Origin of the sequence: Citrobacter freundii ATCC 8090 = MTCC 1658 = NBRC 12681 (assembly GCF_011064845.1) — a bacterium.
Taxonomy (GTDB): Bacteria; Pseudomonadota; Gammaproteobacteria; order Enterobacterales; family Enterobacteriaceae; genus Citrobacter; species Citrobacter freundii.
Window position 1 is genome coordinate 2709589 of record NZ_CP049015.1, and the last position, 25211, is coordinate 2734799.

A 25211-nucleotide genomic window follows, 5' to 3' on the forward strand; every position below is an offset into this window, starting at 1 on the left:
CTTACCCCAGTAACGGTATTTTTGTGGTGGCGAGTTTAATGATGATGTACAGCACCACCAGTGCCAGCGGAAATGCGACTAATCGCGCCTGCTGACTGCGCGCCCGACGATAATCGAGCGCAATAAAACCCAAAACGATGTAAATGATAACCCCAAACAGCTTTTCAGTCAGCCATGTCCCGTGCTCAGTGAATGGCAGGATGTGCGTTTTAACCATTAACGCTATGCCGCTGAGTAATAAAACGGTATCGACAACCGGCGGCACGATGCGCGTCCAGCGCGCGCAGGCAAGGCGCGAGTCGGTGTAACGCCACCAAAAACGCAGCGTTAACAGACCAACAGAAAGCGCAATGCTGATGAGATGGACGTTGAGTAACACGCTGAAGGTACTCATGATGGGATGCGTCCAAGCGTAATTCGCTCGTTGCCGCCATAGTCGCGGCAGGTTTCAACCGCCTGGTAACCGGCATGAGTATAGGCGTCGCGGACTGCCTGTCCCTGCTGCCAGCCGTGCTCCAGCAACAGATAGCCGCCGGGCGTTAACATTTGTCGAGACTGGTCAATGATATGCACGATATCCGCCATACCCTGCTCGCCCGCCACCAGTGCCGATAGCGGCTCAAAACGTACATCGCCAAGCGCCAGGTGCGGGTCCTGTTCGTCAATATACGGCGGATTGCTGACAATCATGTCAAACTGCTGCCCCTGCAAAGCACTGAACCAGTCGCTTTGCAGCACGCAAACATTGTCGATGGCCAGATGCTGTTTGTTGCGAGTTGCCAGCGCCACGGCATCGGGCATGCGGTCAACCGCAGTCACCGCACAATCCGGACGCTCAGTTGCCAGCGCCAGCGCGATGGCGCCCGTACCGGTTCCCAAATCGAGAATACGACACGCAGAGGCAGGCAGACGAGCCAGCGCCTGCTCAACAAGACACTCAGTATCCGGGCGTGGAATAAGCGTAGCCGGAGAGACAAACAGCGGCAGCGACCAGAACTCGCGCACGCCGGTCAGATGAGCCACCGGCTCACCCCGCTTACGGCGTTCCAGTAATGTATCGAGCCGTTGACGCTGCGCCTCGGTTAACACCGTTTCGCCGAACGCCAGAATAAAGGTGCGCCCCTTACCGGTGACAAACTCGAGTAAAATCTCGGCGTCACGTCGCGGGCTTTCGCTTGCCTGTAATTGGCTTATCGCTTCACGCAGCCAGTGCTGATAATCCATTAATCCTGCTCGGACAACGCCGCCAGCTGGTCGGCCTGGTATTCCTGGACAATCGGCTCAATCAGCATATCCAGTTTGCCTTCCATCGCTTCATCCAGACGGTAGAGCGTCAGGTTAATGCGGTGATCGGTCACACGACCCTGCGGGAAGTTATAGGTGCGGTTACGATCGCTGCGATCGCCGCTGCCCAACAGGTTACGACGTTCAGAGGCTTCTGCCTGTTGACGTCTTGCCACTTCGGCGGCACGAATTCGCGCCCCCAGCACCGACATCGCTTTGGCTTTGTTTTTATGCTGTGAACGTTCGTCCTGGCATTCCACCACGATACCGGTCGGTAAGTGGGTAATACGGATTGCGGAGTCGGTGGTGTTAACGTGCTGACCGCCCGCGCCTGATGAACGGAAGGTATCAATACGCAGATCGGCCGGGTTGATGTCCGGCAGTTCGGCATCCGGCAGTTCCGGCATGACAGCGACCGTACAGGCAGAAGTATGAATACGCCCCTGCGATTCCGTCGCAGGTACGCGCTGCACGCGATGGCCGCCGGACTCAAATTTCAGTCGCCCGTAAACGCCTTCGCCGCTAATCTTGGCAATAACTTCTTTAAACCCGCCATGTTCGCCTTCGCTGGCGCTCATGATCTCTACCCGCCAGCGACGCGATTCAGCGTAACGGCTGTACATGCGGAACAGATCGCCGGCAAACAGCGCCGCTTCATCACCACCGGTTCCCGCACGCACTTCGAGGAAGGCGTTACGTTCGTCATCGGGGTCTTTAGGTAACAGCAGGACCTGCAGATGCTGTTCCAGCTGCTCGCATTTCTCTTTTGCTTCGCGCAGTTCATCCTGCGCCATTTCACGCATTTCAGGATCGTCGAGCATCATCTGAGCCGTCTCGATATCTTCCTGAACCTGTTGCCAGTCCGTAAAACAGCGAGAGACATCGCTTAATTGCGCATATTCGCGCGACAGCGCACGAAAGCGATCCTGATCTGCGATAGTACCCGCATCACCGAGCAGCGCCTGAACTTCTTCATGGCGTTCATGCAGGGCTTCCAGTTTAGCAACGATAGAAGGCTTCATAGGCGTAAATGCACCCTGTAAAAAATAAGATTGGTGTGCTGCTACTCCAGCCCGAGGCTGTCGCGCAGAATATTCAGGCGTTCACTATCCCCGTCACGGGCAGCCTGTTGAAGTGATTTGGTTGGTGCATGGATCAGGCGGTTGGTCAGTTTCCAGGCCAAATCCTGCATAATGGCTTGCGCATCACCGCCCTGCTGAAGAGCGGCCAACGCTTTAGCGGTCAGTTCATCACGGATCTGTTCTGACTGACTGCGATACTCGCGGATAGTGTCGCTTGCGCCCTGGGCGCGTAGCCAGGCCATAAACTCGCTGGCTTCCTGCTCCACAATCGTTTCGGCTTCCACCGCCGCCGCTTTACGCTGGGCCAGGTTATGCGAAATGATGCTTTGCAGGTCATCAACGCTGTACAGATAGGCGTTAGACAATTTACCCACTTCCGGCTCGACATCGCGCGGTACGGCGATATCCACCAGTAACATAGGCTGATTGCGACGGTTTTTAAGCGCGCGTTCCACCATTCCTTTACCGATAATCGGCAGCGGACTGGCAGTAGAACTGATAATGATATCGGCATCCTGCAAACGCGCGTCGATATCACTCAGTGAAATCACCTCGGCGCCGACTTCATCCGCCAGCACCTGCGCACGCTCGCGCGTACGGTTGGCGATGATCATCTTCTTCACTTTATGCTCGCGCAAGTGTCGCGCTACCAGCTCGATGGTTTCGCCCGCACCGACTAACAGCACGGTTACCGTTGAGAGCGATTCAAATATCTGCCGCGCCAGAGTACAGGCGGCAAACGCCACCGACACGGCGCTGGCACCGATGTCAGTTTCTGTACGTACACGTTTAGCAACAGAGAATGATTTCTGGAACATGCGCTCCAGCGCACTGGCGTTCTGGTGGCCTTTTTGCGAATCCGCAAATGCTTTTTTCACCTGCCCCAAAATTTGCGGTTCACCGAGCACCAGTGAATCCAGACCACTGGCAACGCGCATCAAATGACTGACGGCGTCGTTGTCCTGGTGCCAGTACAGGCTATTACGCAGGTCTTCTTCATTGAGGTTATGGTATTCGCACAGCCAGCGAATCAGCGCTTCTCGCAGGTTATCCTGCTCTTCCACGCTGAGGTAAATCTCTGTGCGGTTACACGTCGACAGCACTACCCCGCCCTGCACCATTGGCAGCGCTTGCAGGCTGTCCAGCGCCTGATCGAGCGTATCCGGCGAAAACGTTACGCGTTCTCGCAGCGATACAGGTGCCGTTTTATGGTTAATACCAAGCGCTAAAAGGGTCATGTGTGCGGGAATAGTACCAGCGTTGATAAGGTTAGACTGGGTGCATCATACAGGATGCGTGCGGTCAATAAAAGAGACTGACCCCTTTTGGAGTAATAGCTTAGTGCACAAATTTAAGCGATTTAAGATAACTTGAACGTAGACGATGTCAGATGGTGGCGCTAGCATTGAGAGTTATAACTGCAACGTATCTCAAGGATTTGTCATCATTATGACCCTGCCTGATTTTCGCCTGATTCGCCTGCTGCCCCTTGCGGCCCTGGTTCTTAGTGCCTGTACCCTCAACGCGCCGAAAGGTCCCGGCAAAAGCCCCGATTCCCCGCAGTGGCGCCAGCACCAGCAGGAAGTACGCGCCCTGAACCAATATCAGACGCGCGGTGCGTTTGCCTATATTTCCGATCAACAGAAAGTGTATGCCCGCTTTTTCTGGCAGCAAACCGGTCAGGATCGCTATCGTCTCCTGCTGACCAACCCGCTGGGCAGCACGGAACTGGAACTCAACGCGCAGCCGGGCAACGTCGAACTGGTCGATAACAAAGGCAAGCACTACACTGCCGACGACGCTGAAGAGATGATCGGCAAACTGACTGGCATGCCTATCCCATTGAATAGCCTGCGCCAGTGGATCCTTGGTCTGCCGGGAGATGCCACCGATTACAAACTCGATGATCAATACCGTCTAAGTGAAGTGAATTACAGCAAAGACGGTAAAAACTGGAAAGTGGTCTATAGCGGCTACGACAGCAAAACCCAGCCAGCGATGCCGGCAAACATGGAGCTGTCGGACGGCGATCAGCGTATTAAGCTGAAAATGGACAACTGGATTGTGAAATGATGACTCATTGGCCCTCTCCGGCAAAACTGAATCTGTTTTTATACATCACCGGGCAACGTGCGGACGGTTACCACTCGCTGCAAACGCTATTTCAGTTTCTTGATTATGGCGACACGATAGATATTGCGCTGCGTGGCGACGGCGAAATTCGCCTGTTAACCTCGGTGGAAGGCGTTGCGCACGAAGACAACCTGATCGTCCGTGCGGCACGTTTGCTGATGAAGGTAGCATCTGAAAGCAATCGCCTTCCCAAAGGGAGCGGTGCGGACATCAGTATCGACAAACGCCTGCCGATGGGCGGCGGCCTCGGCGGTGGTTCATCAAATGCGGCAACCGTTCTGGTGGCGCTTAACCATCTCTGGCAGTGTGGACTTTCGATTGATGAACTGGCGGCACTCGGTTTAACCCTAGGGGCGGATGTTCCCGTGTTCGTGCGCGGCCATGCGGCCTTTGCCGAAGGTGTTGGAGAAATTCTGACGCCGGTCGAGCCTGAAGAAAAGTGGTATCTGGTTGCTCACCCGGGAGTCAGCATTCCGACACCGGTGATTTTTAACGATCCCGACCTCCCGCGCAACACGCCAAAAAGGTCAATAAAAACGTTACTAAAATGTGAATTCGGCAATGATTGCGAGGTTATCGCAAGAAAACGTTTTCGCGAGGTTGATGCGGCGCTTTCCTGGCTGTTAGAATACGCGCCGTCGCGCCTGACTGGTACAGGGGCTTGTGTCTTTGCTGAATTTGACACTGAGTCTCGTGCTCGCCAGGTGCTTGAGCAAGCCCCGGAATGGCTCAAAGGCTTTGTGGCGAAAGGCGTCAACCTCTCCCCATTGCACAGAGCGTTACTCTAAATCCTTCTGGTTTCAGGAAGATGGCGAAATGACAAACCGCCAGGAGCATACAAAAGTATGTGACTGGTGTGAGGAATTGATGCCAGCGAACATGAAACACGAAGGATAAGGAGTAAGCCGGGCAAGCTGAGTTGCGGTGACAACGTCACCCTGTTCCAGACGTTGCATCGCGCTCTTTAATACACCGCATGGAGAGGATACTGCCTGGCCCGCACAGTTTTCGGCAGATTCTTTCCACCAATGGACGCATGCCTGAGGTTCTTCTCGTGCCTGATATGAAGCTTTTTGCTGGTAACGCCACCCCGGAACTAGCACAACGTATTGCCAACCGCCTGTACACTTCACTCGGCGACGCCGCTGTAGGTCGCTTTAGCGACGGCGAAGTCAGCGTACAAATTAATGAAAATGTACGCGGTGGTGATATTTTCATCATCCAGTCCACTTGTGCCCCTACTAACGACAACCTGATGGAATTGGTCGTTATGGTTGATGCGCTGCGCCGTGCTTCCGCAGGCCGTATCACCGCCGTTATTCCTTACTTCGGCTATGCACGTCAGGATCGTCGCGTACGTTCCGCTCGTGTACCGATTACCGCTAAAGTCGTCGCTGATTTCCTGTCCAGCGTTGGCGTTGACCGCGTCCTCACCGTTGACCTGCATGCTGAACAGATCCAGGGCTTCTTCGATGTACCGGTTGATAACGTATTCGGTAGCCCGATCCTGTTAGAAGACATGCTGCAGCTGAACCTGGACAACCCAATTGTGGTTTCTCCAGATATCGGTGGCGTCGTGCGTGCCCGCGCTATCGCTAAACTGCTGAACGATACCGATATGGCTATCATCGACAAACGTCGCCCGCGTGCGAACGTTTCTCAGGTGATGCACATTATTGGTGACGTTGCAGGTCGTGACTGCGTGCTGGTTGATGACATGATCGATACCGGCGGTACGCTGTGCAAAGCAGCAGAAGCACTGAAAGAACGTGGTGCAAAACGCGTATTTGCTTACGCAACCCACCCGATCTTCTCAGGTAATGCGGCAAACAACCTGCGCAACTCTGTTATTGATGAAGTCGTTGTCTGTGACACAATTCCACTGACTGACGAAATCAAAGCACTGCCAAACGTGCGTACATTGACCCTGTCGGGTATGCTGGCCGAAGCGATTCGTCGTATCAGCAACGAAGAATCCATCTCTGCTATGTTCGAGCATTAATCGAGCCCGGCTCAAAAACCCGCTGCGGCGGGTTTTTTTATCTGTAATATTTATTTGTATGACTTTTGCCTCCTTCACCTGCCATTCAGTTGACAGATGATGCGCCCATGGATGAAACATTATTGTGAACAGATTATTTTCCTCACATGTGATGCCTTTCCGCGCCCTCATCGACGCTTGTTGGAAAGAAAAATATACTGCTTCCCGCTTCACCCGCGACCTGATCGCCGGGATAACGGTTGGGATCATTGCCATTCCACTGGCGATGGCGCTGGCAATAGGCAGTGGCGTTGCACCGCAGTACGGTCTGTATACCTCAGCCGTTGCTGGGATTGTTATCGCCCTTACCGGGGGCTCGCGCTTTAGCGTATCTGGCCCAACCGCCGCCTTCGTGGTGATTCTGTATCCGGTGTCGCAACAGTTTGGGCTGGCAGGCCTGCTGGTTGCCACGCTCATGTCCGGGATATTCCTGATCCTTTTCGGCCTCGCCCGCTTTGGTCGTTTGATCGAATATATTCCGGTGTCCGTGACGTTAGGTTTTACCTCAGGTATCGGTATCACCATCGGTACCATGCAGATTAAAGATTTTCTCGGCCTGCAAATGACCCACGTGCCAGAGCACTATTTGCAGAAGGTGGGCGCGCTATTTATGGCTTTGCCAACCATCAACGTGGGTGATGCCGCGATTGGCGTGGTGACACTGGGGATCCTGATTTTCTGGCCGCGTCTGGGTATCCGATTACCGGGCCACCTTCCCGCACTCCTGGCAGGCTGTGCGGTAATGGGTATCGTGAACCTCACCGGCGGCCATGTCGCCACCATCGGATCTCAGTTCCACTATATTCTGGCTGACGGCTCGCAGGGCAATGGTATCCCACAGTTGCTGCCGCAATTGGTATTACCGTGGAATATGCCAGAGTCAAATTTTACCCTGAGCTGGAGCTCGTTACAGGCGCTGTTACCGGCAGCATTCTCGATGGCAATGCTCGGGGCGATCGAATCTCTGCTGTGCGCCGTCGTACTCGATGGGATGACCGGCACCAAACACAAAGCTAACAGTGAGCTGATTGGTCAGGGACTGGGCAACATCGTCGCACCGTTCTTTGGCGGTATCACCGCCACGGCGGCAATTGCCCGTTCTGCGGCAAACGTCCGCGCGGGTGCAACATCGCCAATCTCAGCGGTTATCCATGCGATTCTGGTGATCCTAGCCCTGTTGGTGCTTGCACCGCTGCTTTCCTGGTTACCGCTTTCCGCCATGGCCGCCCTGCTGCTAATGGTGGCATGGAACATGAGTGAAGCGCATAAAGTGGTGGATTTGCTGCGTCATGCGCCGAAAGACGACATCATCGTCATGCTGATGTGTATGTCGCTGACGGTGCTGTTCGATATGGTTATCGCCATCAGCGTCGGTATCGTTCTTGCATCTCTACTGTTTATGCGTCGTATTGCGCGCATGACGCGTCTGGCGCCGGTCAACGTAGACGTACCGGACGATGTGCTGGTGTTGCGCGTCATTGGCCCGCTATTCTTTGCCGCGGCGGAAGGATTATTTACCGATCTCGAGTCGCGTATTGAAGGTAAACGCATCGTAGTCTTGAAGTGGGACGCGGTCCCGGTACTGGATGCCGGTGGTCTGGACGCTTTCCAGCGTTTTGTGAAAAAACTGCCTGAAGGCTGCGAGCTGCGGGTATCTAACCTGGAATTTCAGCCGCTGCGCACCATGGCGCGCGCGGGTATTCAGCCGATCCCCGGTCGTCTGGCATTTTTCCCGAATAAAGACGCCGCTTTAGCGGATATTAAATAGCAAAAAGGCTCCCGTGAACGGGAGCCTTTTTATTGCCGGATGCGGTTCGCTTATCCGGCCCACAAAACCCAAACATTGCACCGAACCCGTAGGCCCGGTAAACGCAGTGCCACCGGGCAATTACGCGTTTAAAATGCTCAATGCCGTTGCCTTAACGCTGGCCAGCAGGACTTTCACATCCTCCAGGCACACCGTCGGGTTCAGCAGCGTCAGCTTCAGGCAGGTGATGCCATCCGCTTCGGTCACGCCGACGTTGGCGCTACCGGAAGCCAGCAGCACGTCGCCAATACGCTGGTTCAGCAGCGCAACGAACGCCATATCATCGCTTTCAGGACGGAAGCGGAACAGCACGCTTGCCAGCTGTGGTTCCATCACCAGTTCAAGATGCGACTGGGTTTTGACAAACTCAGCAACATCACGCGCCAGCGTTACGCCATTATCAATGATTTCGGCATACTGCTTTTTGCCCAGCGCTTCGAGGCCCATCCACAGCTTCAGCGCATCGAAACGACGCGTGGTCTGCAGCGACTTCGATACCAGGTTTGGTACGCCAGCCTCTTCATCGAAATCAGAGTTCAGGTACGCCGCCTGGTAACGCATCAGCTCGTAGTGGCGCGCATCTTTTAACAGGAACGCACCGCAGCTGATGGTCTGGAAGAACTGCTTGTGGAAATCCAGCGTCACGGAATCTGCCAGCTCAAGGCCGTTGAGGAAGTGACGATACTGCTCAGAAAGCAGTAACGCCCCGCCCCATGCCGCATCCACGTGCATCCAGATCTGATGTTCTGCCGCCAGCGTCGCAATATCCGCTAACGGATCGATGGCGCCCGCATCTGTCGTACCAGCCGTCGCGACAATGGCCATCACCTGCTCGCCGTTGGCTTTCGCCTGGGCCAGCTTGTCTTTCAGGTCAGCCAGATCCATGCGTGAAAACGCATCGGTCTTCACCTGGGTGACGGAGCGGTAACCCAGCCCCATTAACGCCATGTTCTTCTGCACGGAAAAGTGCGCGCTTTCAGAGCAGAACACTTTAATTTTGCTCAGATCACCGGTCAGACCATCTTGCTGAATGGAATGTCCCTTGCGAGCGAAGAAGGCATCGCGCGCCAGCATCAGGCCCATCAGGTTACTCTGGGTGCCGCCGCTGGTGAATACGCCCGCATCGCCTGCCGCATAACCCACCTGCTCACGAAGCCATTCGATCAGTTTGATCTCAATGATCGTGGCCGACGGGCTTTGGTCCCAGGAGTCCATACTCTGGTTAGTGGCGTTGATCAGCACTTCCGCCGCCTGGCTAATCACCAGACTTGGGCAGTGCAGGTGCGCCACGCACTGAGCATGGTGAACCAACAGGCTGTCTTTGAGAAAGTATTCAACCGCACGCTCAATAGCGGCCTGGTTGCCCAGACCCTGAGACGTAAAATTCAGGTTGATACGTTCACGCAGTTGCTCAACGGTTTTGCCCTGATACATCTCAGGCTGCTTCAACCATTCAACGACCGCTTGCGTACTCTGCTCGATAGCGTCCTGATAGGCGGCGATGCTTTGCGCCGAGCCGGACAGAATCGGGTTTACGTCTGACATTCGATCCAACTCCGTTTAAACCGGCTTCACGCCAGCGCCCAGCAGGGCGTTTTCGAATTTATCGAGGAAAATTTCCAGCTCAGCGTTGGTGATCAGCAGAGACGGCAGCAGACGCAGCACGCAGCCGTTGCGGCCACCACGCTCCAGAATCAGCCCGTTTTCGAAGCATTTCTTCTGCAGCAACGCGGACAGCTCGCCATCAGCCGGGTAGCAACCCATGTGATCCTGCGCTTCGTTCGGCTTCACGATTTCCAGGCCGATCATCAGGCCCAGACCACGCACCTGGCCGATAACCGGGTAGCGTTTCTGCAGGTCAGCCAGTTTGCCTTTCAGCCACTCGCCCTGGGCGGCAACTTTATCGGCAATCTTGTCGTCTTTGAGGATCTTCAGCGTTGTCAGACCGGTCGCCATCGCCAGTTGGTTGCCGCGGAAAGTGCCAGTGTGGTGGCCCGGAGCCCACGCATCGAATTGCTTTTTAATGCCCAGTACCGCCAGTGGCAGACCGCCGCCAACCGCTTTGGACATCACGATGATATCAGGTTCAATACCGGCGTGTTCGAAGGCGAACAGTTTACCGGTACGTGCAAAGCCAGCCTGAACTTCATCGATGATCAGCAGAATGCCGTGTTCCTGAGTCACTTTACGAATGCGTTGCAGCCATTCGACCGGAGCCGGGTTCACGCCGCCTTCGCCCTGCACGGCTTCAAGGATCACGGCCGCAGGTTTACGCACGCCGCTTTCAACGTCGTTAATCAGGTTTTCGAAGTAATAGGTTAATGCTTTAACGCCAGCCTCGCCGCCGATACCCAGCGGGCAACGGTACTGATGTGGATACGGCATAAACTGCACTTCCGCCATCATATTGCTGACCGCTTCTTTCGGCGACAGGTTGCCGGTCACGGACAGCGCGCCGTGGGTCATCCCGTGGTAGCCGCCGGAGAAACTAATGATGCTGGAACGGCCGGTCACTTTCTTCGCCAGCTTCAGCGCCGCTTCAACAGCATCTGCACCGGACGGACCGGTGAACTGCAGGCAATATTCTTTGCCCTGGCCCGGTAATAAGGACAGTAAATATGATGAGAATTCATCTTTTAATGGGGTAGTAAGATCAAGCGTATGTAACGGTAAGCCGCTTGTGATGACACTTTGAATGCTCTGCAGCACTTCAGGATGGTTATGACCAAGCGCCAGGGTTCCGGCACCTGCCAGGCAATCAAGATATTGATTATTTTCTACATCAGTAATCCAGACGCCCTGCGCTTTAGCGATCGCTAATGGCAGTTTACGTGGATAGCTGCGGACATTAGATTCAAACTCAGCCTGTCTTGCTAAAAAGGTATCATTGCTCTGTGGTAATGAATTAGCACTTAAAGTATCAATACGGACTTTATCCGTCATCATATCACTCCTACAACCAGGTGTAGATTAACGCCTGATTGAATAAATGGTTATAAGGATTACCTGTAAAAAAGCGCGGCTAATATATGTTGTTTTAGCTTGGGACTCAATCATTTATTTTTAGACGTCTCAAATAAGCATTTTTTCCTTAAATTTCAGCGCATAACCTTCTTCAATCATTACTAAATCCTAAACAAATATAGCTATTAAATTAACAATACTGTAGCCAATTGCAGCGCTTACGATGTTATAAAAACCATGAGATTTTCATGTTTTTATTATTTTTTTACACGTTTTTACCATTAATAATGTAGGCGCTTTCTTGTTACGACATGATTTTTCACTTATTTGCCTATAAATCGAATAAAAAAGTCGATCCCTTAATATAAATCACTTAGTATGGCGCGCTTATTTGCAGGCTTTGTAAATAAAATTAATGCGCAGCACCCGGTAACGCGTACAGGCGACACTCGTTATCGACAACAGGTATACCCTGGGTTGTCAGCAGAAATGTTCGCGGGCGGACATTTCGTAAGGCGAACTTTGTTCCCTTATGCCGAGAATGAAAATTTTCTAGCCATACTTTTATGGCGCCCTGATATGAGATTGTTATGACTCGCATTTATCCACCATCCGTCGTTGCCAAATTTGGCGGCACCAGCGTCGCTGATTTTGATGCGATGAACCGAAGCGCCAGCATTGTCCTTGCTGATCAAGATGTCCGTTTAGTCGTTTTGTCTGCTTCAGCAGGCGTGACAAACTTACTGGTCGAGCTTTCTGTAGGTCTGGAAACGCATCAACAATTAGATAAGCTTGAGACTTTACGCGCCATCCAATACAAAATTATTTCCCGCCTGAAGCAGCCTTCCGTTATCAGCACGGAAATCGATAATCTTCTCAACAACATACAGCGTCTTGCACAAACGGCGATGGTTTCACCGTCTGATGCGTTAAGCGATGAATTAGTCAGCCATGGCGAGCTGATGTCCTCACTACTGTTTACTGAAGTCTTACGTGAACGGCAGGCCGAGGCCGGGTGGTTTGATGCCCGCAGCGTGATGCGTACTAACGCGAACTTCGGCTGCGCCGAACCCGAGCTTGGCACACTGCACCACCAGGTGGAGACTCACCTGCGCCCTCGTCTTGAGCAAGCGATTATGGTGACTCAGGGATTTATCGGGCGAGATGCCGCAGGACACACCACAACGCTTGGACGCGGCGGTAGTGATTACACGGCTACGCTTCTCGGTGAGGCACTTCACGCCACACGCGTTGACATCTGGACCGACGTCGCAGGGATCTACACCACCGACCCACGCATTGCACCGCGGGCCAAACGAATCGACCATATCTCATTTTCCGAGGCCAGCGATATGGCCGCCTACGGTGCGAAGGTCCTCCACCCGGCTACGCTACTCCCGGCAATGCGTAAAAGCATTCCGGTCTTTGTTGGCTCAAGTAAGGATACTGCCGCCGGAGGTACGTTGGTGCACAACACCACCGATAATCCACCTCGCTATCGTGCGATCGCCGTGCGTCGTAAACAGACGCTGTTGCGGTTACACAGTCTGGAGAAGCAACCTTCCTGCTCTTTTCTGGCGCAGTCCTTCGCCATTTTAGCTCGCCACGCTGTCACGGTGGATTTGGTTACAACCTCAGAAAATAGTATTGCGCTGGCGCTGGACGCCACTCATGCAACCTCAGGTGAAGACCATGTGCTGACCACCGCATTGTTTACCGCATTATCCTCCCACTGTCGCGTGGAAGTGGAAACCGGGCTGGCGTTGGTCACTTTGGTGGGGAATCAACTCACACAGGCTGCGGGAGTTTGCAAAGACGTTTTTGCCTGGCTTGAAGAGCATACGGTACGAATGATTTGCCATGGAGCATCGAACGACAACCTGTGCATCCTGTTACCGGCTGACGATGCAGACAGCGCGGTTAGAGCATTACATTACCGATTATTCGAATAATTCTTCTCTTATTCTGTCGCATCCAGTTTAAGCAATGATCATGAACAAGCAGAGCCCTGGTTTTATAACCAAGGCTCTTCATTCTGACCACCGCCCTCTCAACAGAGGGAGGATTTAGTTATGACGGTGATTGGTGTCACCACGACGACAGCGTTTGTCATAATGACGTACCCACCAGTAACGGTCACTGATTTGTTCGTGTCCACCCACTCTGGCACCTGCTAACCAGAGAATACCGCCAACAAAAATACTGAGCACCGCACCATGTGCGAAAAACTGCGGCAGATTAAATTGCGGCAACTGGTTTAAAATTGAATAACCCACACCCACAACCATTACCACCAACCCTAAAGCCATGAGCACGTTACCGAGTAGCGAAGCGTTTTTGCGTTTCATGTGTCACCTCCGGAACTTTGGGTTGTTACAGGGAATACCCCTAATCCTTATGTGTAAAGTATAGACAACACTGCCGTTCGCAAGTGCGGGAGCGATCACAATTACAAACACTCACGCAACAAAACTTTACAAATAAGCCACTGAACATACTCATTTTCTAATAGTCCATTTGTGCAATTATTCAGCTTTTGGCGATAAGCACGCAGTTTTTTGTCAAGCGCACCGTCAGACAGTAAACTACACGTCGTTTATCGAAACACTCAGGACAAAACACGTGGCGATTAAATTGATTGTCGGCCTGGCGAACCCCGGCGCAGAGTATGCGGCAACGCGACACAACGCAGGCGCATGGTATGTCGATCTACTGGCAGAGAGATTACGCGCCCCCCTGCGCGATGAGCCGAAATTCTTCGGTTACACCTCCCGAGTAACGCTTGAAGGTGAAGACGTCCGTCTGCTGGTACCGACCACATTTATGAATCTTAGCGGCAAGGCCGTCGGTGCGATGGCCAGTTTTTATCGTATCAACCCCGATGAAATTTTGGTCGCGCACGATGAATTAGACCTGCCTCCTGGCGTCGCCAAATTTAAGCTTGGCGGAGGTCATGGCGGACATAATGGCCTGAAAGACATCATTAGCAAGTTAGGTAATAACCCTAACTTTCATCGTTTACGCGTTGGAATTGGCCATCCGGGCGATAAAAACAAAGTTGTCGGATTTGTTTTAGGCAAACCGCCTGTTTCAGAACAGAAGTTAATTGATGAAGCGATTGACGAAGCGGCACGTTGTACCGAGATTTTGTTCAAAGATGGCCTGACCAAAGCTACGAGCCGGTTACACACCTTTAAAGCGCAATAAGCAGTGATGTGCGGCATTTTTCTCGCGTGCTGTGTATAATAGGCAAAGTTATTTACATTTCTACAATCTGTTTTCCATAACAGGTTGAATATCAAAAGATTAAGGTGATTTAAACATGGGATTCAAATGCGGTATCGTCGGTTTGCCAAACGTAGGCAAATCCACCCTGTTCAACGCGCTCACAAAAGCGGGTATTGAAGCGGCAAACTTCCCGTTCTGTACTATCGAGCCGAACACGGGTGTTGTCCCGATGCCCGATCCGCGTCTGGATCAGCTGGCCGAAATCGTCAAACCACAGCGTATCCTGCCTACAACGATGGAATTCGTCGACATTGCCGGTCTGGTAAAAGGCGCGTCCAAAGGTGAAGGTCTGGGTAACCAATTCCTTACCAACATCCGCGAAACCGAAGCTATCGGCCACGTGGTGCGTTGCTTTGAAAACGACAACATCATCCACGTTAATAACAAAGTGGATCCGGCTGACGACATCGAGGTTATCAATACCGAGCTGGCGTTGTCCGACCTCGACACCTGTGAGCGCGCTATCCATCGTGTGCAGAAGAAGGCAAAAGGCGGCGACAAAGACGCTAAAGCGGAACTGGCTGCGCTGGAAAAATGCCTGCCACAGCTGGAAAACGCCGGCATGCTGCGCGCACTGAAAACGCTGACTGACGAAGACAAAGCGGCCATCAAATACCTGAGCTTCCTGACCCTGAAGCCAACCATGTATATCGCTAACGTCAATGAAGACGGTTTTGAGAACAACCCGTACCTCGACAAAGTGCGCGAAATCGCGGCTGCCGAAGGTTCTGTTGTGGTTGCCGTTTGCGCTGCCGTTGAAGCTGACATCGCAGAACTCGATGATGCTGACCGTGAAGAATTCATGGCTGAAATGGGTCTGGAAGAGCCGGGCCTGAACCGCGTTATCCGTGCTGGTTACGAATTGCTGAACCTGCAGACCTACTTCACCGCTGGCGTGAAAGAAGTCCGTGCATGGACCATTCCTGTCGGTGCCACGGCTCCGCAGGCAGCAGGTAAAATCCATACCGACTTCGAGAAAGGCTTCATCCGCGCACAAACCATCGCGTTTGAAGACTTCATTACCTATAAAGGTGAGCAAGGTGCGAAAGAAGCTGGGAAAATGCGTGCCGAAGGTAAGGACTATATCGTCAAAGATGGCGATATCATGAACTTCCTGTTCAACGTCTAAGCCGTTTCTATTGTCTCATGCGATCTCAGTGAATCGCATGAAAAATGGAAAACCCCATAAAATCCACGCGATTGCGTGGATTTTTTATTTCATAGCATCTCAGTGGTTCCCGCTGTTGCGCATCTGAAAGTTGGCACCAAACACGATGACCAAAAAGGCTGAGCTATTTTGGCAAAGCAGCAGTTGCCACGTGAACGTACTCATATTGAGGCGCGCGGAAGCCAGGGGCTGTCTACCCGCACGGTATCGCGGTGATCGAGCCCCTGGATAAGATGCAGTGCACTGAGACGGCCAATTTCATAATGCGGCAGCTGTACTGTGGATAGCGGCGGTAAAAACAGCTCGCCGGTGCCTACCATGTTGTCATAGCCCAGTACGGCAACATCCTGCGGAATGCGCAGCCCTCGCCCCAGCAAGACCTGGTAGATAACAAAAGCCACGCGGTCGTTACCGCATACCACCGCATCAAACATCGGACGCGTGCCACTCAGGTAATGCCCGGCAATCTCCGCCGCATCAATATGGTGACTCTCGCCCGCCGGAAGATAGTGGTGGAACATGGCATCAGGGTCGACGCCCGCTTCACGACAGGCGCGCTCCATTCCCGCCCGGCGGCGATCGGTGGCCACAATCCCTTTTGGCAGGTGGATGCACAGCAGCCGACGGTAGCCTGCGGCCAACAGCGCTTTCACGCCAAGGTATTGCCCTTGCTCATCATCAGGAATATAGGTGGGAAAAGGGCCACTGATGCTTTCGCAGTTCGCCAGCACGCAGCGATACTTATGCAGCTTTTCCGGCACGGGAACCTGACGCAGCCCCATCGCGGTGTAGATAATGCCGTCAGGGCGATGCGCCAACAGCAGATCAACCATTTTCTCTGGCTGGTCATTGCTGAACATATTCACCACAAAGCTATTCCAACCGTGCGCCCGCGCGGTCTCTTCGATAGAGAGCGTTATCTCCACGGAAAATGGCGTGGTCATGGTGTCCAGCGCTAACACCCCAATAGTGTTAGCCGTGGTTTTCGCGCCACGAATTTTTTTCGCGGAGAGATCGGAGACATACCCCAGCGCATCTACCGCTTCCATCACCTTTTTATAGGTTTCTGGCCGCAGTCGTTCGGGCTCGTTAATCGCTCGCGATACGGTCATTAACGAGACGTTAGCCCGTTGCGCCACATCCTTTAAAGATGCCATACCCTCTCCTTCGCCGGTGTTCACTTTGCCGGGTTCTGAAAATGCGATCTTGATAACACTCGCAAAATGTTAACGTTAACTTTTGTGATTAACATCGATATTACCATTAATTTTGCGAGAAAACCGAGAATGTTAACGTTATCTTTTGCTCAATTCACTTACAGGGACAAGCAAATGACGTCACTACTTTCCAAAGCCAACGAAGCCTTAAGCCAGCAGAAAGACCTTGTAAACCCGCGCTGGTATCCACGCTATCACCTCGCCCCTCCGGCGGGCTGGATGAATGACCCTAACGGCCTGTCCTGGTTTGATGGTTACTACCATGCGTTCTATCAGCACTATCCGCGGCAGCCGGTCTGGGGACCAATGCACTGGGGTCATGCGCGCAGCCGCGATATGGTGAACTGGGAACACTTACCCATCGCACTGGCACCAGAAGGGCCGGAAGATAAAGACGGCTGTTTTTCCGGTTCAGCGGTGGTTGAAGGCAATAAGCTGGCCCTTATCTACACCGGACACAAGTTTGACGGCGAGGCGAAAGAGGAAAACCTGTATCAGGTACAGTGCCTGGCCACCAGCACCGACGGGATTCACTTTGAACGCCAGGGCATGATTCTGGATACCCCGCGAGGCGTACACCATTTTCGCGATCCGAAAGTCTGGCAAGAGGGAGACAGCTGGTACATGGTGGTGGGTGCCCGGGTCGATGACGTAGGCGAAGTACAGCTCTATCGCTCGCAGGATCTACAGCACTGGCAGCTTGCCAGCACGCTCGGCAGGGCCGATGACGGCATGGGCTACATGTGGGAGTGCCCGGACCTCTTCCCACTGAACGATAAGCTCGTCTTCATGTTCTCGCCGCAGGGCATCGCCGCGGACGGATACGATTACCGTAACCTGTTCCAGAGCGGCTATATGGTCGGCGAATGGCAGGATAACCATCAGTTCCACGTTACCCAACCCTTCCAGGAGATGGATCACGGGCATGATTTTTACGCCCCTCAGTCATTTATCACTCCGGACGGTCGCCGCGTGGTGATCGGCTGGCTGTCGATGTGGGAATCGCCAATGCCAGAACAAGCCGACGGCTGGGCGGGCATGCTTACTCTTCCCCGGGAAGTGACGCTCGATGCAGATCTGCGGCTGCGCATGAACCCGGTCAAAGAGCTGGAGGCATTACGCGGTCAGCTTCATGTCTGGCCGGTCAGTGACCTGAACAATCGCACCCTGATGGTAGAAGAACAGGCGCACGCTCTCGAAGTCGAACTGAGCCTCGATATCGCCCGCAGCCATGCTGAACAGTATGGCATCGCGCTGGGTGACGGGCTGCGCGTCTTCGTCGATACCCAGGCACAGCGACTGGTGCTGGATCGTCGCTACCCGCAGCATGGTCTCTCTGGTTATCGCAGCGTGCCGCTGCCAGTTGGTGACCTGCTGGATCTGCGCTTATTTATTGACAGCTCCTCGGTAGAGGTATTTGTCAATCACGGTGAATATACCCTTAGCAGTCGTATTTATCCTGAACCGGACGATCGCCAACTGACCTTATTTAGCCAGAACGGACATGCCATTTTTAATAACGGGCATGCCTGGCCGCTCGCCGTCAATTAACCACCCGTCTCACTGCTTTGGGGAAAAATAATGACAATCTGGACGCTTGGAGATGCCGTGGTGGATATGCTACCGCGCGACAATATGCAGTTTGAAGCCTGTGCGGGAGGCGCGCCCTTCAATGTGGCCATCGGCATCGCCCGCCTCGGCCATGACAGCGGCTTTATCGGCCGCGTAGGCAATGACACTTTTGGCCGCTTTCTGCATCAGACGCTGGTAACAGCGCAGGTGGATACAGGAAGTCTGGAGTTTGATGCACAACAGCACACCAGTACCGTACTGGTTTCACTGGCTCCCAACGGTGAGCGGCAGTTTGAGTTTTTAGTTAATCCGTCTGCCGATCAATTTCTCAGCCCGGCGAGCCTGCCCGACTTTGGTGCCGATATTCTGCACTTCTGCTCGCTGGCGCTGGTCGCCCCTGACTGCCGCGCCACCCTCACCCAGGCAATGGACGCATTGCGACAGGCCGGCGGTACGCTGAGCTTTGACATCAATCTGCGTCCGCAGATGTGGAGCAACGAGATGCAGATGTTTGACCTTGTCAGCGAGTTTGCCCGGCAGAGCGACATTCTGAAGATGTCGGAAGAAGAGCTGCTGTGGCTAACACAAACTGACTGTCTTAGTAGCGCCTGCGAACGCCTGGCTGATTTTCCCGCACGCCTGAAAATCATCACCCGCGGCGCCGATGGCGCAATCGCTTTCTGGCAAAACCATAGGCTGACTTTAAGCGGCTATCTCGTCGACAGCATCGATACCACCGGCGCCGGTGACGCCTTTATGGCCGGGCTGCTGGCGGCACTCGCCGGAGAAGGCTGGCCCACATCGACGTCAACGCTACTTCCGCTTATCGAGCAGGCCAGCGCTTGTGGTGCTCTGGCGACTACCCGGCGTGGCGCGCTAAGCGCGTTTCCCGACAGCCAACACCTGAGCAGCTTTATTCAGTCGCAACCGTCGCTACGGAGAACGATCACCCCGTAATAAAGCGCACTCGTTACGTCGTATCAGAAAGACCTTACAATGACCTGATCTGGATTGGAAAAATCATGAAGATAAATATGCCGTTCAGTAATGATAAATATCGATACTCATCCGGGTATCTGCTCTTTTTCTTTGCCGCCTGGTCGTTGTGGTGGTCTTTTTATGCAATATGGCTAAAAAATAAACTTGGCCTGTCCGGAACGGAGCTGGGAATGCTGTATGCCGTAAACCAGTTTTTCAGCATGCTGTTTATGCTGGGCTACGGTTTTCTGCAGGATAAGCTCGGTACCCGCAAACCCCTTATCTGGATGATGGGGACTGTCATCACGCTCAGCGGTCCGTTCCTGATTTATGTTTATGAACCGCTGCTGGTCTCCAACTTCAAGCTTGGCATGGTGCTAGGCGCCATTTTCTTTGGCCTTGGCTATCTCGCCGGTTGCGGTCTGGTGGAAAGCTTCGTCGAGAAAGTGAGCCGTAAATTCAACTTTGAATTCGGCACTGCTCGTTTCTGGGGATCGCTTGGCTACGCCGCAGGGACTTTTGTTGGCGGTATCTTCTTCAGCATCAACCCACACATTAACTTCTGGTGCGTGTCGGTCATGGGGGTGTTATTCCTGGTGATTAACGTGGTGTTCAAAACCGACGCACCGGCCCCGGCATCCACGGATACACGTTCGCCCGAGCCAGACGCGCTGACCCGAAAGGATTTTCTCACCATCTTTAAAGATTCGCAGTTCTGGTTTTTCGTTATCTTTGTCGTCGGCACCTGGTCGTTCTATAGCATCTACGATCAGCAGATGTTCCCGGTGTTTTACGCCAGCTTATTTGACGATCCCGAACTGGCACCACGCGTATACGGCTACCTCAACTCGGTACAAGTCTTTATGGAGGCCGTCGGTATGGCGCTGGTTCCGTTCCTGATTAACCGCATCGGGCCTAAATCCGCATTGCTGCTGGGTGGAACAATCATGACCTGTCGAATCCTGGGTTCAGCACTGTTCACCGATATATATATTATCTCCTTGATTAAAATGCTCCATGCGCTGGAGGTCCCACTGTTTGTTATTTCAGTGTTTAAATTCAGCGTAGCGAATTTTGATAAGCGCCTGTCGTCAACGATATATCTTATTGGCTTCAATATCGCCAGTTCCATTGGCATCATCGTGCTGTCACTGCCTGTCGGTAAGTTGTTTGATAAAGTGGGCTATCAGGAAATCTTCCTGATTATGGCGAGCATCGTGGTAATAACACTAATATTTGGCTACTTCTCGCTGAGTAAAAAACATCATCAGCAGAAGGGTATCAATGAACTGGTGACTGAGTAGCGAAGTTTTATTAATATCGCGACAGGGCCATTAGCCCTGTCGTACCCCCTCAACAGTAAGTTCGAACTGTCGATTTACTCAGGCATGTTCCAGCCAGTTGCGGAATATTTGCGCTCGCAGTATTCCCTGAAAATCAATCAGCCCAGAACAACCAAGCTTCTTGATCAGATTCTGCCGGGCCTGGTAAATCGTTTTTAAGTGTAGATTTAACAATGCGGATATCTCAAAAATAGTTCGACCTTCTCCTAACTGCGTTAAAATATATTTATCTCTCGCGGTTAATGAGATATTTGAATCAGATTGATTCTCGTGATTACCACCAGCACGAGTAATATCAATAATAAATTGTTTGATTGAGGCAACTCCGATATCTACTGGTAGTCTGTAAAGCGAAACATCATTAAGATACTGATACAAATGACCATCAATCAGCAATACCAGACGATGCGTTTTCAGATTGTAATTTTGCTTTTTTACCGCCTCAAAGTGATTCGCGGTAAAGAATACAAGTCGCGCCTTGTCATCTTCAAAAACGATATCTGCAAGAATATTCTTTAACCCTTGCCTGATAAAAATATCATCAATCCATAACTCTGCGTTTAGAGTATGTTCCTGAACGATGTTCATCATTATGGCCTCAATGAAAAATCATAATTGATTTAGAGGGGTGCTATGTATAGTCTTAATCCAAAAAATGCTTAGCATAAGGGCTTTCAGCATATAACAAGGGTACTGTACATATTTTGTTAATATGAAGACTTATTAAACATCGTCAGCTGTGTAGCGCAATACTATTTCCAGGGTTTTTCTGATAACATCTGCTTGGACAACGTCAACCGTTGACTCCAGAGAACCAATCAGGCTTAAAATGATGTTTTTATTATTAACATTATCACCTGCAAGAATTACATTTGTTACCGCCTGCCCCAATACCACAGACTCATCTGCTAATAGCTCACCTGCATTATGGAAGTAACTTGATAAAGCTTTATCCGTCATTACGTTGTGGACATTAATTTCATGGAGCATGGTAACCTCGCTTGTATAGTCTGGAAGATTATCTTTAATGTAATTTAGGGTTTTTGCTGGCACTGAATGCACTCTCATCTCTGGTTTTATCCGGTTTTCTGCTTATTTTCTCCGGATTAATGTTTGTAAAATCATTGATAACGCTGTCAATTAATTGCTTGCGTGTGCCATCTATTTCACTGGCCTGCATAAGTCGCAATTGCTTAATCACTGCAGCTAACGAAACGTCTCTATGCATTCGCAGAATTTCTAGCACAGCCAAACCTGTAATTTCATGTTTCAAGCGTTCACTATCAGTTTTCTTCATAACGCCTTCACTACTTACCCCTATCATATAAGGGGTTTATTTTATTCAAAGAGCAGACCAATTAACGCATTGTAATGTTTTTGTTCTTTCTCCCCTGATGCTTTTTCAAGACGACACAAAAGCTTAGTGCAAAGTGATTTGCGGTTCAGATTACGTCCATCTTTGAGTATCTCAGTGACGATTTCTCCCAATGTTTCCTGTTGAGTTGGCAGATGCGCCTTTGCAAAGTAACGAGAAATCGCGCTTGCAGTATCAGTGCGAACGTTATGCTGCTGCATGTCATGCTCCTGTATCAAAATGCTGGTGAATATTAAGTTTTATAACAGTAGCAAAGTTGTACCAAAAATGTGTACAACAAGATTAATTTGTTTTTACCAAAATGTGCTAAATGATGCAAATCAATTACTTACAATTGTATCGATTGATATAAACATTAGGATCACTGTACAAATCACGTCGTAACATGGCTAAATTTCATCTTAATCAGACCGTTCAATTGTGAAATTAAAGTTAGAATAATGTATTAAAATCAGGACATAACCTGGGTTGTCTGATACTGTCATATATCTTCCTCTCCCTTATTCCCGGACTGTCCATGCTCACGACCATTATTTACCGCAGCCATCTACGTGATGACGCCCCCCTCAAAGCGCTTGAGGATATGGTGACAGCCGCAAATATCAAAAACAGGCGATCTGATGTTACGGGAATCTTACTCTTTAACGGTCACCACTTTTTCCAACTGCTTGAAGGCCCTGAGGAGCAGGTAAAAGAGATTTATTGTTGTATTTGTAACGATCCACGGCACCACAATATCGTTGAGCTGATGTGTGATTACGCTCCTGCGAGAAGATTCGGAAAAGTGGGAATGGAGTTATTTGATCTACAAAAACATGAACGCAATGACGTTCTGCAAGCTGTGCTGAATAAGGGAACATCAAAATTTCAGCTCACCTATGATGACAGGGCGTTACAGTTTTTCCGCACATTTGTCCTTGCGACGGAAAAATCGAGCTATTTTGAAATACCAGCGCCAGATTGCTGGAGTTTTATTGCCGACAACTCTTGTACTCTCCTGGATGAAAACACACTCCCATCCGATATAGATTTCAGCTTTGCTTTTCAACCAATTATCGATCCTATGTCGCAACGCGTCATTGCTCTGGAAGCACTTATTCGTGGTAGAGACGGTGAAACGCCCGCAACTTATTTTGACAACTTAAATCCTGAGGAACTGTATACCGCGGATCTGCAGAGCAAAAAGACTGCTTTTGCAATGGCAAGCGCGCTGGGACTTAACGACAAAATGCTGTCAGTCAATCTGCTCCCCATGACCCTGGTAAACAAACCCAATGCAGTCAGCTTTCTTATAAACGAAATCGCTGCGCACGGGCTAGTGCCTGAACAAATCATTGTAGAGTTTACCGAAAGTGAAGTTATTTCTCGCTTTGATACGTTCGCGCAGGCCGTGAAGTCACTCAAGGCTGCGGGGATCTGTGTGGCGATAGACCATTTTGGGGCAGGTTTTGCCGGGCTTCAGCTTCTGTCTCGTTTTCAACCCGACCGAATTAAGATAAGCCGCGAGCTGATCACGGATGTGCATAAAAGTGGACCGCGGCAGGCTATCATTCAGGCAATTATCAAATGCTGCGCGTCACTGGAAATTATGATTTCCGCAGTCGGCGTTGAAAAACCCGAAGAGTGGATGTGGCTTGAATCCGCGGGCATTGAAATCTTCCCGGGTAACCTTTTTGCACAAGCCTGCCTGAATGGTATTCCATCTGTTGCATGGCCAGAGAAAAATGATTTCTCAGCGTCACAATAACTAACGCATTGTTATAAATCAACAATCACCACAACCGCCCTCATGCCGAACATAAAAAAACAGCATTTACTCCTTGCATGATAGTAAAGTAAATCTTAATTTTGCTAGAATCTTATATATGTTTTGTACAATTTGATGAATGTTGTACACAGTAGCAGGAACCGCATATCGGTGACGGAGAATCAAGAGTGTCCGGGGGAACTATGGCTTATTACAGCATTGGGGATGTCGCAGAACGTTGCGGGATAAATCCTGTCACCCTTCGGGCATGGCAACGACGTTACGGTTTACTCAAACCTCAACGCAGTGAAGGTGGCCACCGACTCTTTGATGAAGAAGATATTCAGCGTATTGAAGAAATAAAACGTTGGATTAGCAATGGCATACCTGTTGGTAAAGTTAAGGCATTGCTGGAAACCAGTACCCGTCAAGCTGACGACGACTGGAATCAATTACAAGAAGAGATGATGAGCATTCTTCGCATGGCGCATCCACCGAAGCTGCGAGCCAAAATTACCGCACTCGGTCGCGTTCACCCCGTAGATGCGCTGATTGATCACGTTTATCTTCCCGTACGTCAACGGCTGATACTTGACCATAATACATCCCGCATAATGAACAGCATGCTTGATGGCGCATTGATTGAATATGTTGCAACACTGCTGTCTGAAACGCGGCGCAAGTCAGGAAAGGATGCTCTCCTGCTGGCCTGGGATGTTGAAGACAGAACCCGTCTGTGGCTCGAAGCCTGGCGTTTATCGCAATCTGGTTGGCATATTGCCGTTCTGGCTGAACCCATTGAATCGCCAAGACCTGAACTTTTCCCTGGGCAAACGCTTTTTGTCTGGACCGGTATCGCGCCAACCCGCAGACAAAATGAACTGCTACAACACTGGAATGAGCAAGGTTATAAGGTCATTTTCCACAGCCCGTAGCCAATACGTAATACGTGTAAGATAAATCATACGACTCTCATTTTTTGGGTGGTTATTTTGAGTACCATCCAAGGAATATGTTGCCCCCTATTCTCCTGACTTAACACCCGCCATAGCATAAAAACAAAACAACATACTCACCCGTTGGTATTATTTTTTTGTCGACGACATCACCTTTTTCCTAAGTAAAATTCATTAGATCAACTGGCGTACACCTAATACTTATTCTAGGGTTAAATTATGTCTTCTTGTGCCACATTATTGTTTTTCTAAAGTA

Annotated in this window: 24 protein-coding genes; 12 read left to right on the forward strand and 12 right to left on the reverse strand. The window is 51.3% G+C overall.

Annotation, left to right across the window (positions count from 1 at the left end; all coding sequences use genetic code 11):
• Nucleotide 1 precedes the first annotated feature (1 nt).
• Genes sirB2 through hemA form a run of 4 tightly spaced genes read right to left on the reverse strand, consistent with a single transcriptional unit; the run spans nucleotide 2 to nucleotide 3604 of the window.
• Nucleotides 2-394, reverse strand: coding sequence for an invasion regulator SirB2 (gene sirB2 / locus G4551_RS13005; protein WP_003841320.1), 393 nt, complete (start codon nucleotides 392-394; stop codon nucleotides 2-4).
• Nucleotides 391-1224 carry a peptide chain release factor N(5)-glutamine methyltransferase gene (gene prmC / locus G4551_RS13010; RefSeq protein ID WP_003841322.1) on the reverse strand — a complete coding sequence of 278 codons (834 nt, stop codon included), beginning with the start codon at nucleotides 1222-1224 and terminating at the stop codon, nucleotides 391-393. The genes sirB2 and prmC overlap by 4 nt, the downstream gene beginning before the upstream one ends.
• Nucleotides 1224-2306, reverse strand: coding sequence for a peptide chain release factor 1 (prfA, locus tag G4551_RS13015; protein WP_003020786.1), 1083 nt, complete (start codon nucleotides 2304-2306; stop codon nucleotides 1224-1226). Before prfA ends, prmC begins: the two co-directional genes overlap by 1 nt.
• Before the next feature lie 41 nt (nucleotides 2307-2347).
• The gene (gene hemA / locus G4551_RS13020) at nucleotides 2348-3604 is read right to left on the reverse strand and encodes a glutamyl-tRNA reductase (protein ID WP_003020789.1); all 1257 of its coding nucleotides are present in this window, start codon (nucleotides 3602-3604) and stop codon (nucleotides 2348-2350) included.
• Between the two features lie 211 nt (nucleotides 3605-3815).
• On the opposite strand from hemA, the gene lolB reads away from it, so the two are divergent.
• From lolB to dauA, 4 genes are all read left to right on the forward strand, one after another.
• Nucleotides 3816-4439, forward strand: a complete 624-nt coding sequence (lolB, locus tag G4551_RS13025; protein ID WP_003841325.1) for a lipoprotein insertase outer membrane protein LolB — start codon at nucleotides 3816-3818, stop codon at nucleotides 4437-4439.
• Nucleotides 4436-5287: a 4-(cytidine 5'-diphospho)-2-C-methyl-D-erythritol kinase gene (gene ispE / locus G4551_RS13030; protein WP_003841326.1), complete on the forward strand. Its 852-nt coding sequence runs from the start codon at nucleotides 4436-4438 to the stop codon at nucleotides 5285-5287. Before lolB ends, ispE begins: the two co-directional genes overlap by 4 nt.
• Nucleotides 5288-5553: 266 nt before the next feature.
• Nucleotides 5554-6501 carry a ribose-phosphate diphosphokinase gene (prs, locus tag G4551_RS13035; protein WP_001518537.1) on the forward strand — a complete coding sequence of 316 codons (948 nt, stop codon included), beginning with the start codon at nucleotides 5554-5556 and terminating at the stop codon, nucleotides 6499-6501.
• 151 nt (nucleotides 6502-6652) lie between these two features.
• Nucleotides 6653-8308, forward strand: a complete 1656-nt coding sequence (gene dauA, locus G4551_RS13040; RefSeq protein ID WP_008322586.1) for a C4-dicarboxylic acid transporter DauA — start codon at nucleotides 6653-6655, stop codon at nucleotides 8306-8308.
• A 120-nt stretch (nucleotides 8309-8428) separates the two neighbouring features.
• Here dauA and G4551_RS13045 read toward each other — a convergent pair whose 3' ends face one another.
• A complete protein-coding gene (locus tag G4551_RS13045) occupies nucleotides 8429-9892 on the reverse strand; it encodes a pyridoxal phosphate-dependent decarboxylase family protein (protein ID WP_003841330.1) in 1464 nt (487 codons plus the stop codon).
• Between the two features lie 15 nt (nucleotides 9893-9907).
• Entirely contained in the window at nucleotides 9908-11293 is a 1386-nt protein-coding gene (locus G4551_RS13050; RefSeq protein ID WP_003841333.1) for a diaminobutyrate--2-oxoglutarate transaminase, read from the reverse strand.
• A gap of 608 nt (nucleotides 11294-11901) precedes the next feature.
• Here G4551_RS13050 and lysC point away from each other — a divergent pair.
• Nucleotides 11902-13263 carry a lysine-sensitive aspartokinase 3 gene (lysC, locus tag G4551_RS13055; RefSeq protein WP_003841334.1) on the forward strand — a complete coding sequence of 454 codons (1362 nt, stop codon included), beginning with the start codon at nucleotides 11902-11904 and terminating at the stop codon, nucleotides 13261-13263.
• Between the two features lie 114 nt (nucleotides 13264-13377).
• On the opposite strand, the gene ychH is transcribed toward lysC, so the two are convergent.
• Nucleotides 13378-13659, reverse strand: coding sequence for a stress-induced protein YchH (gene ychH, locus G4551_RS13060; RefSeq protein WP_003020810.1), 282 nt, complete (start codon nucleotides 13657-13659; stop codon nucleotides 13378-13380).
• Nucleotides 13660-13933: 274 nt separating this feature from the next.
• Between ychH and pth the strand changes: the two genes are divergently transcribed.
• Nucleotides 13934-14518 carry an aminoacyl-tRNA hydrolase gene (gene pth, locus G4551_RS13065; protein WP_003020814.1) on the forward strand — a complete coding sequence of 195 codons (585 nt, stop codon included), beginning with the start codon at nucleotides 13934-13936 and terminating at the stop codon, nucleotides 14516-14518.
• A gap of 115 nt (nucleotides 14519-14633) precedes the next feature.
• Nucleotides 14634-15728 carry a redox-regulated ATPase YchF gene (gene ychF / locus G4551_RS13070; protein WP_003020818.1) on the forward strand — a complete coding sequence of 365 codons (1095 nt, stop codon included), beginning with the start codon at nucleotides 14634-14636 and terminating at the stop codon, nucleotides 15726-15728.
• Nucleotides 15729-15928: 200 nt separating this feature from the next.
• On the opposite strand, the gene G4551_RS13075 is transcribed toward ychF, so the two are convergent.
• Entirely contained in the window at nucleotides 15929-16924 is a 996-nt protein-coding gene (locus G4551_RS13075; RefSeq protein ID WP_003020837.1) for a LacI family DNA-binding transcriptional regulator, read from the reverse strand.
• Nucleotides 16925-17098: 174 nt separating this feature from the next.
• Here G4551_RS13075 and G4551_RS13080 point away from each other — a divergent pair, with 174 nt between their 5' ends.
• The 3 genes from G4551_RS13080 to G4551_RS13090 all read left to right on the forward strand — a co-directional run bounded on the left by G4551_RS13080 (nucleotide 17099) and on the right by G4551_RS13090 (nucleotide 20838).
• Complete coding sequence (locus tag G4551_RS13080; protein WP_003841338.1) at nucleotides 17099-18535, forward strand: glycoside hydrolase family 32 protein; 1437 nt, start codon at nucleotides 17099-17101, stop codon at nucleotides 18533-18535.
• Between the two features lie 30 nt (nucleotides 18536-18565).
• Nucleotides 18566-19513 carry an aminoimidazole riboside kinase gene (locus G4551_RS13085; RefSeq protein WP_003841340.1) on the forward strand — a complete coding sequence of 316 codons (948 nt, stop codon included), beginning with the start codon at nucleotides 18566-18568 and terminating at the stop codon, nucleotides 19511-19513.
• Nucleotides 19514-19578: 65 nt separating this feature from the next.
• On the forward strand, nucleotides 19579-20838 hold the full coding sequence (locus G4551_RS13090; RefSeq protein ID WP_016150363.1) for an MFS transporter: 1260 nt from the start codon (nucleotides 19579-19581) through the stop codon (nucleotides 20836-20838).
• 78 nt (nucleotides 20839-20916) lie between these two features.
• Here the strand turns inward: G4551_RS13090 and G4551_RS13095 are convergent, their stop codons facing one another.
• The 4 genes from G4551_RS13095 to ycgZ form a co-directional block, all read right to left on the reverse strand.
• Complete coding sequence (locus G4551_RS13095; protein WP_003841344.1) at nucleotides 20917-21468, reverse strand: LuxR C-terminal-related transcriptional regulator; 552 nt, start codon at nucleotides 21466-21468, stop codon at nucleotides 20917-20919.
• A 132-nt stretch (nucleotides 21469-21600) separates the two neighbouring features.
• Nucleotides 21601-21867 (reverse strand): biofilm development regulator YmgB/AriR family protein, encoded by a 267-nt coding sequence (locus tag G4551_RS13100; RefSeq protein WP_003020849.1) that lies wholly within the window; start codon nucleotides 21865-21867, stop codon nucleotides 21601-21603.
• A 34-nt stretch (nucleotides 21868-21901) separates the two neighbouring features.
• A complete protein-coding gene (locus G4551_RS13105) occupies nucleotides 21902-22174 on the reverse strand; it encodes a hypothetical protein (RefSeq protein WP_003844030.1) in 273 nt (90 codons plus the stop codon).
• 41 nt (nucleotides 22175-22215) lie between these two features.
• Nucleotides 22216-22452, reverse strand: coding sequence for a regulatory protein YcgZ (ycgZ, locus tag G4551_RS13110; RefSeq protein ID WP_003020856.1), 237 nt, complete (start codon nucleotides 22450-22452; stop codon nucleotides 22216-22218).
• Between the two features lie 317 nt (nucleotides 22453-22769).
• Here ycgZ and G4551_RS13115 point away from each other — a divergent pair, with 317 nt between their 5' ends.
• Nucleotides 22770-23999: a diguanylate phosphodiesterase gene (locus tag G4551_RS13115; RefSeq protein ID WP_003841532.1), complete on the forward strand. Its 1230-nt coding sequence runs from the start codon at nucleotides 22770-22772 to the stop codon at nucleotides 23997-23999.
• Nucleotides 24000-24202: 203 nt separating this feature from the next.
• The gene (locus G4551_RS13120; RefSeq protein WP_003841536.1) at nucleotides 24203-24934 is read left to right on the forward strand and encodes a MerR family transcriptional regulator; all 732 of its coding nucleotides are present in this window, start codon (nucleotides 24203-24205) and stop codon (nucleotides 24932-24934) included.
• The last annotated feature ends 277 nt before the right edge of the window (nucleotides 24935-25211 follow it).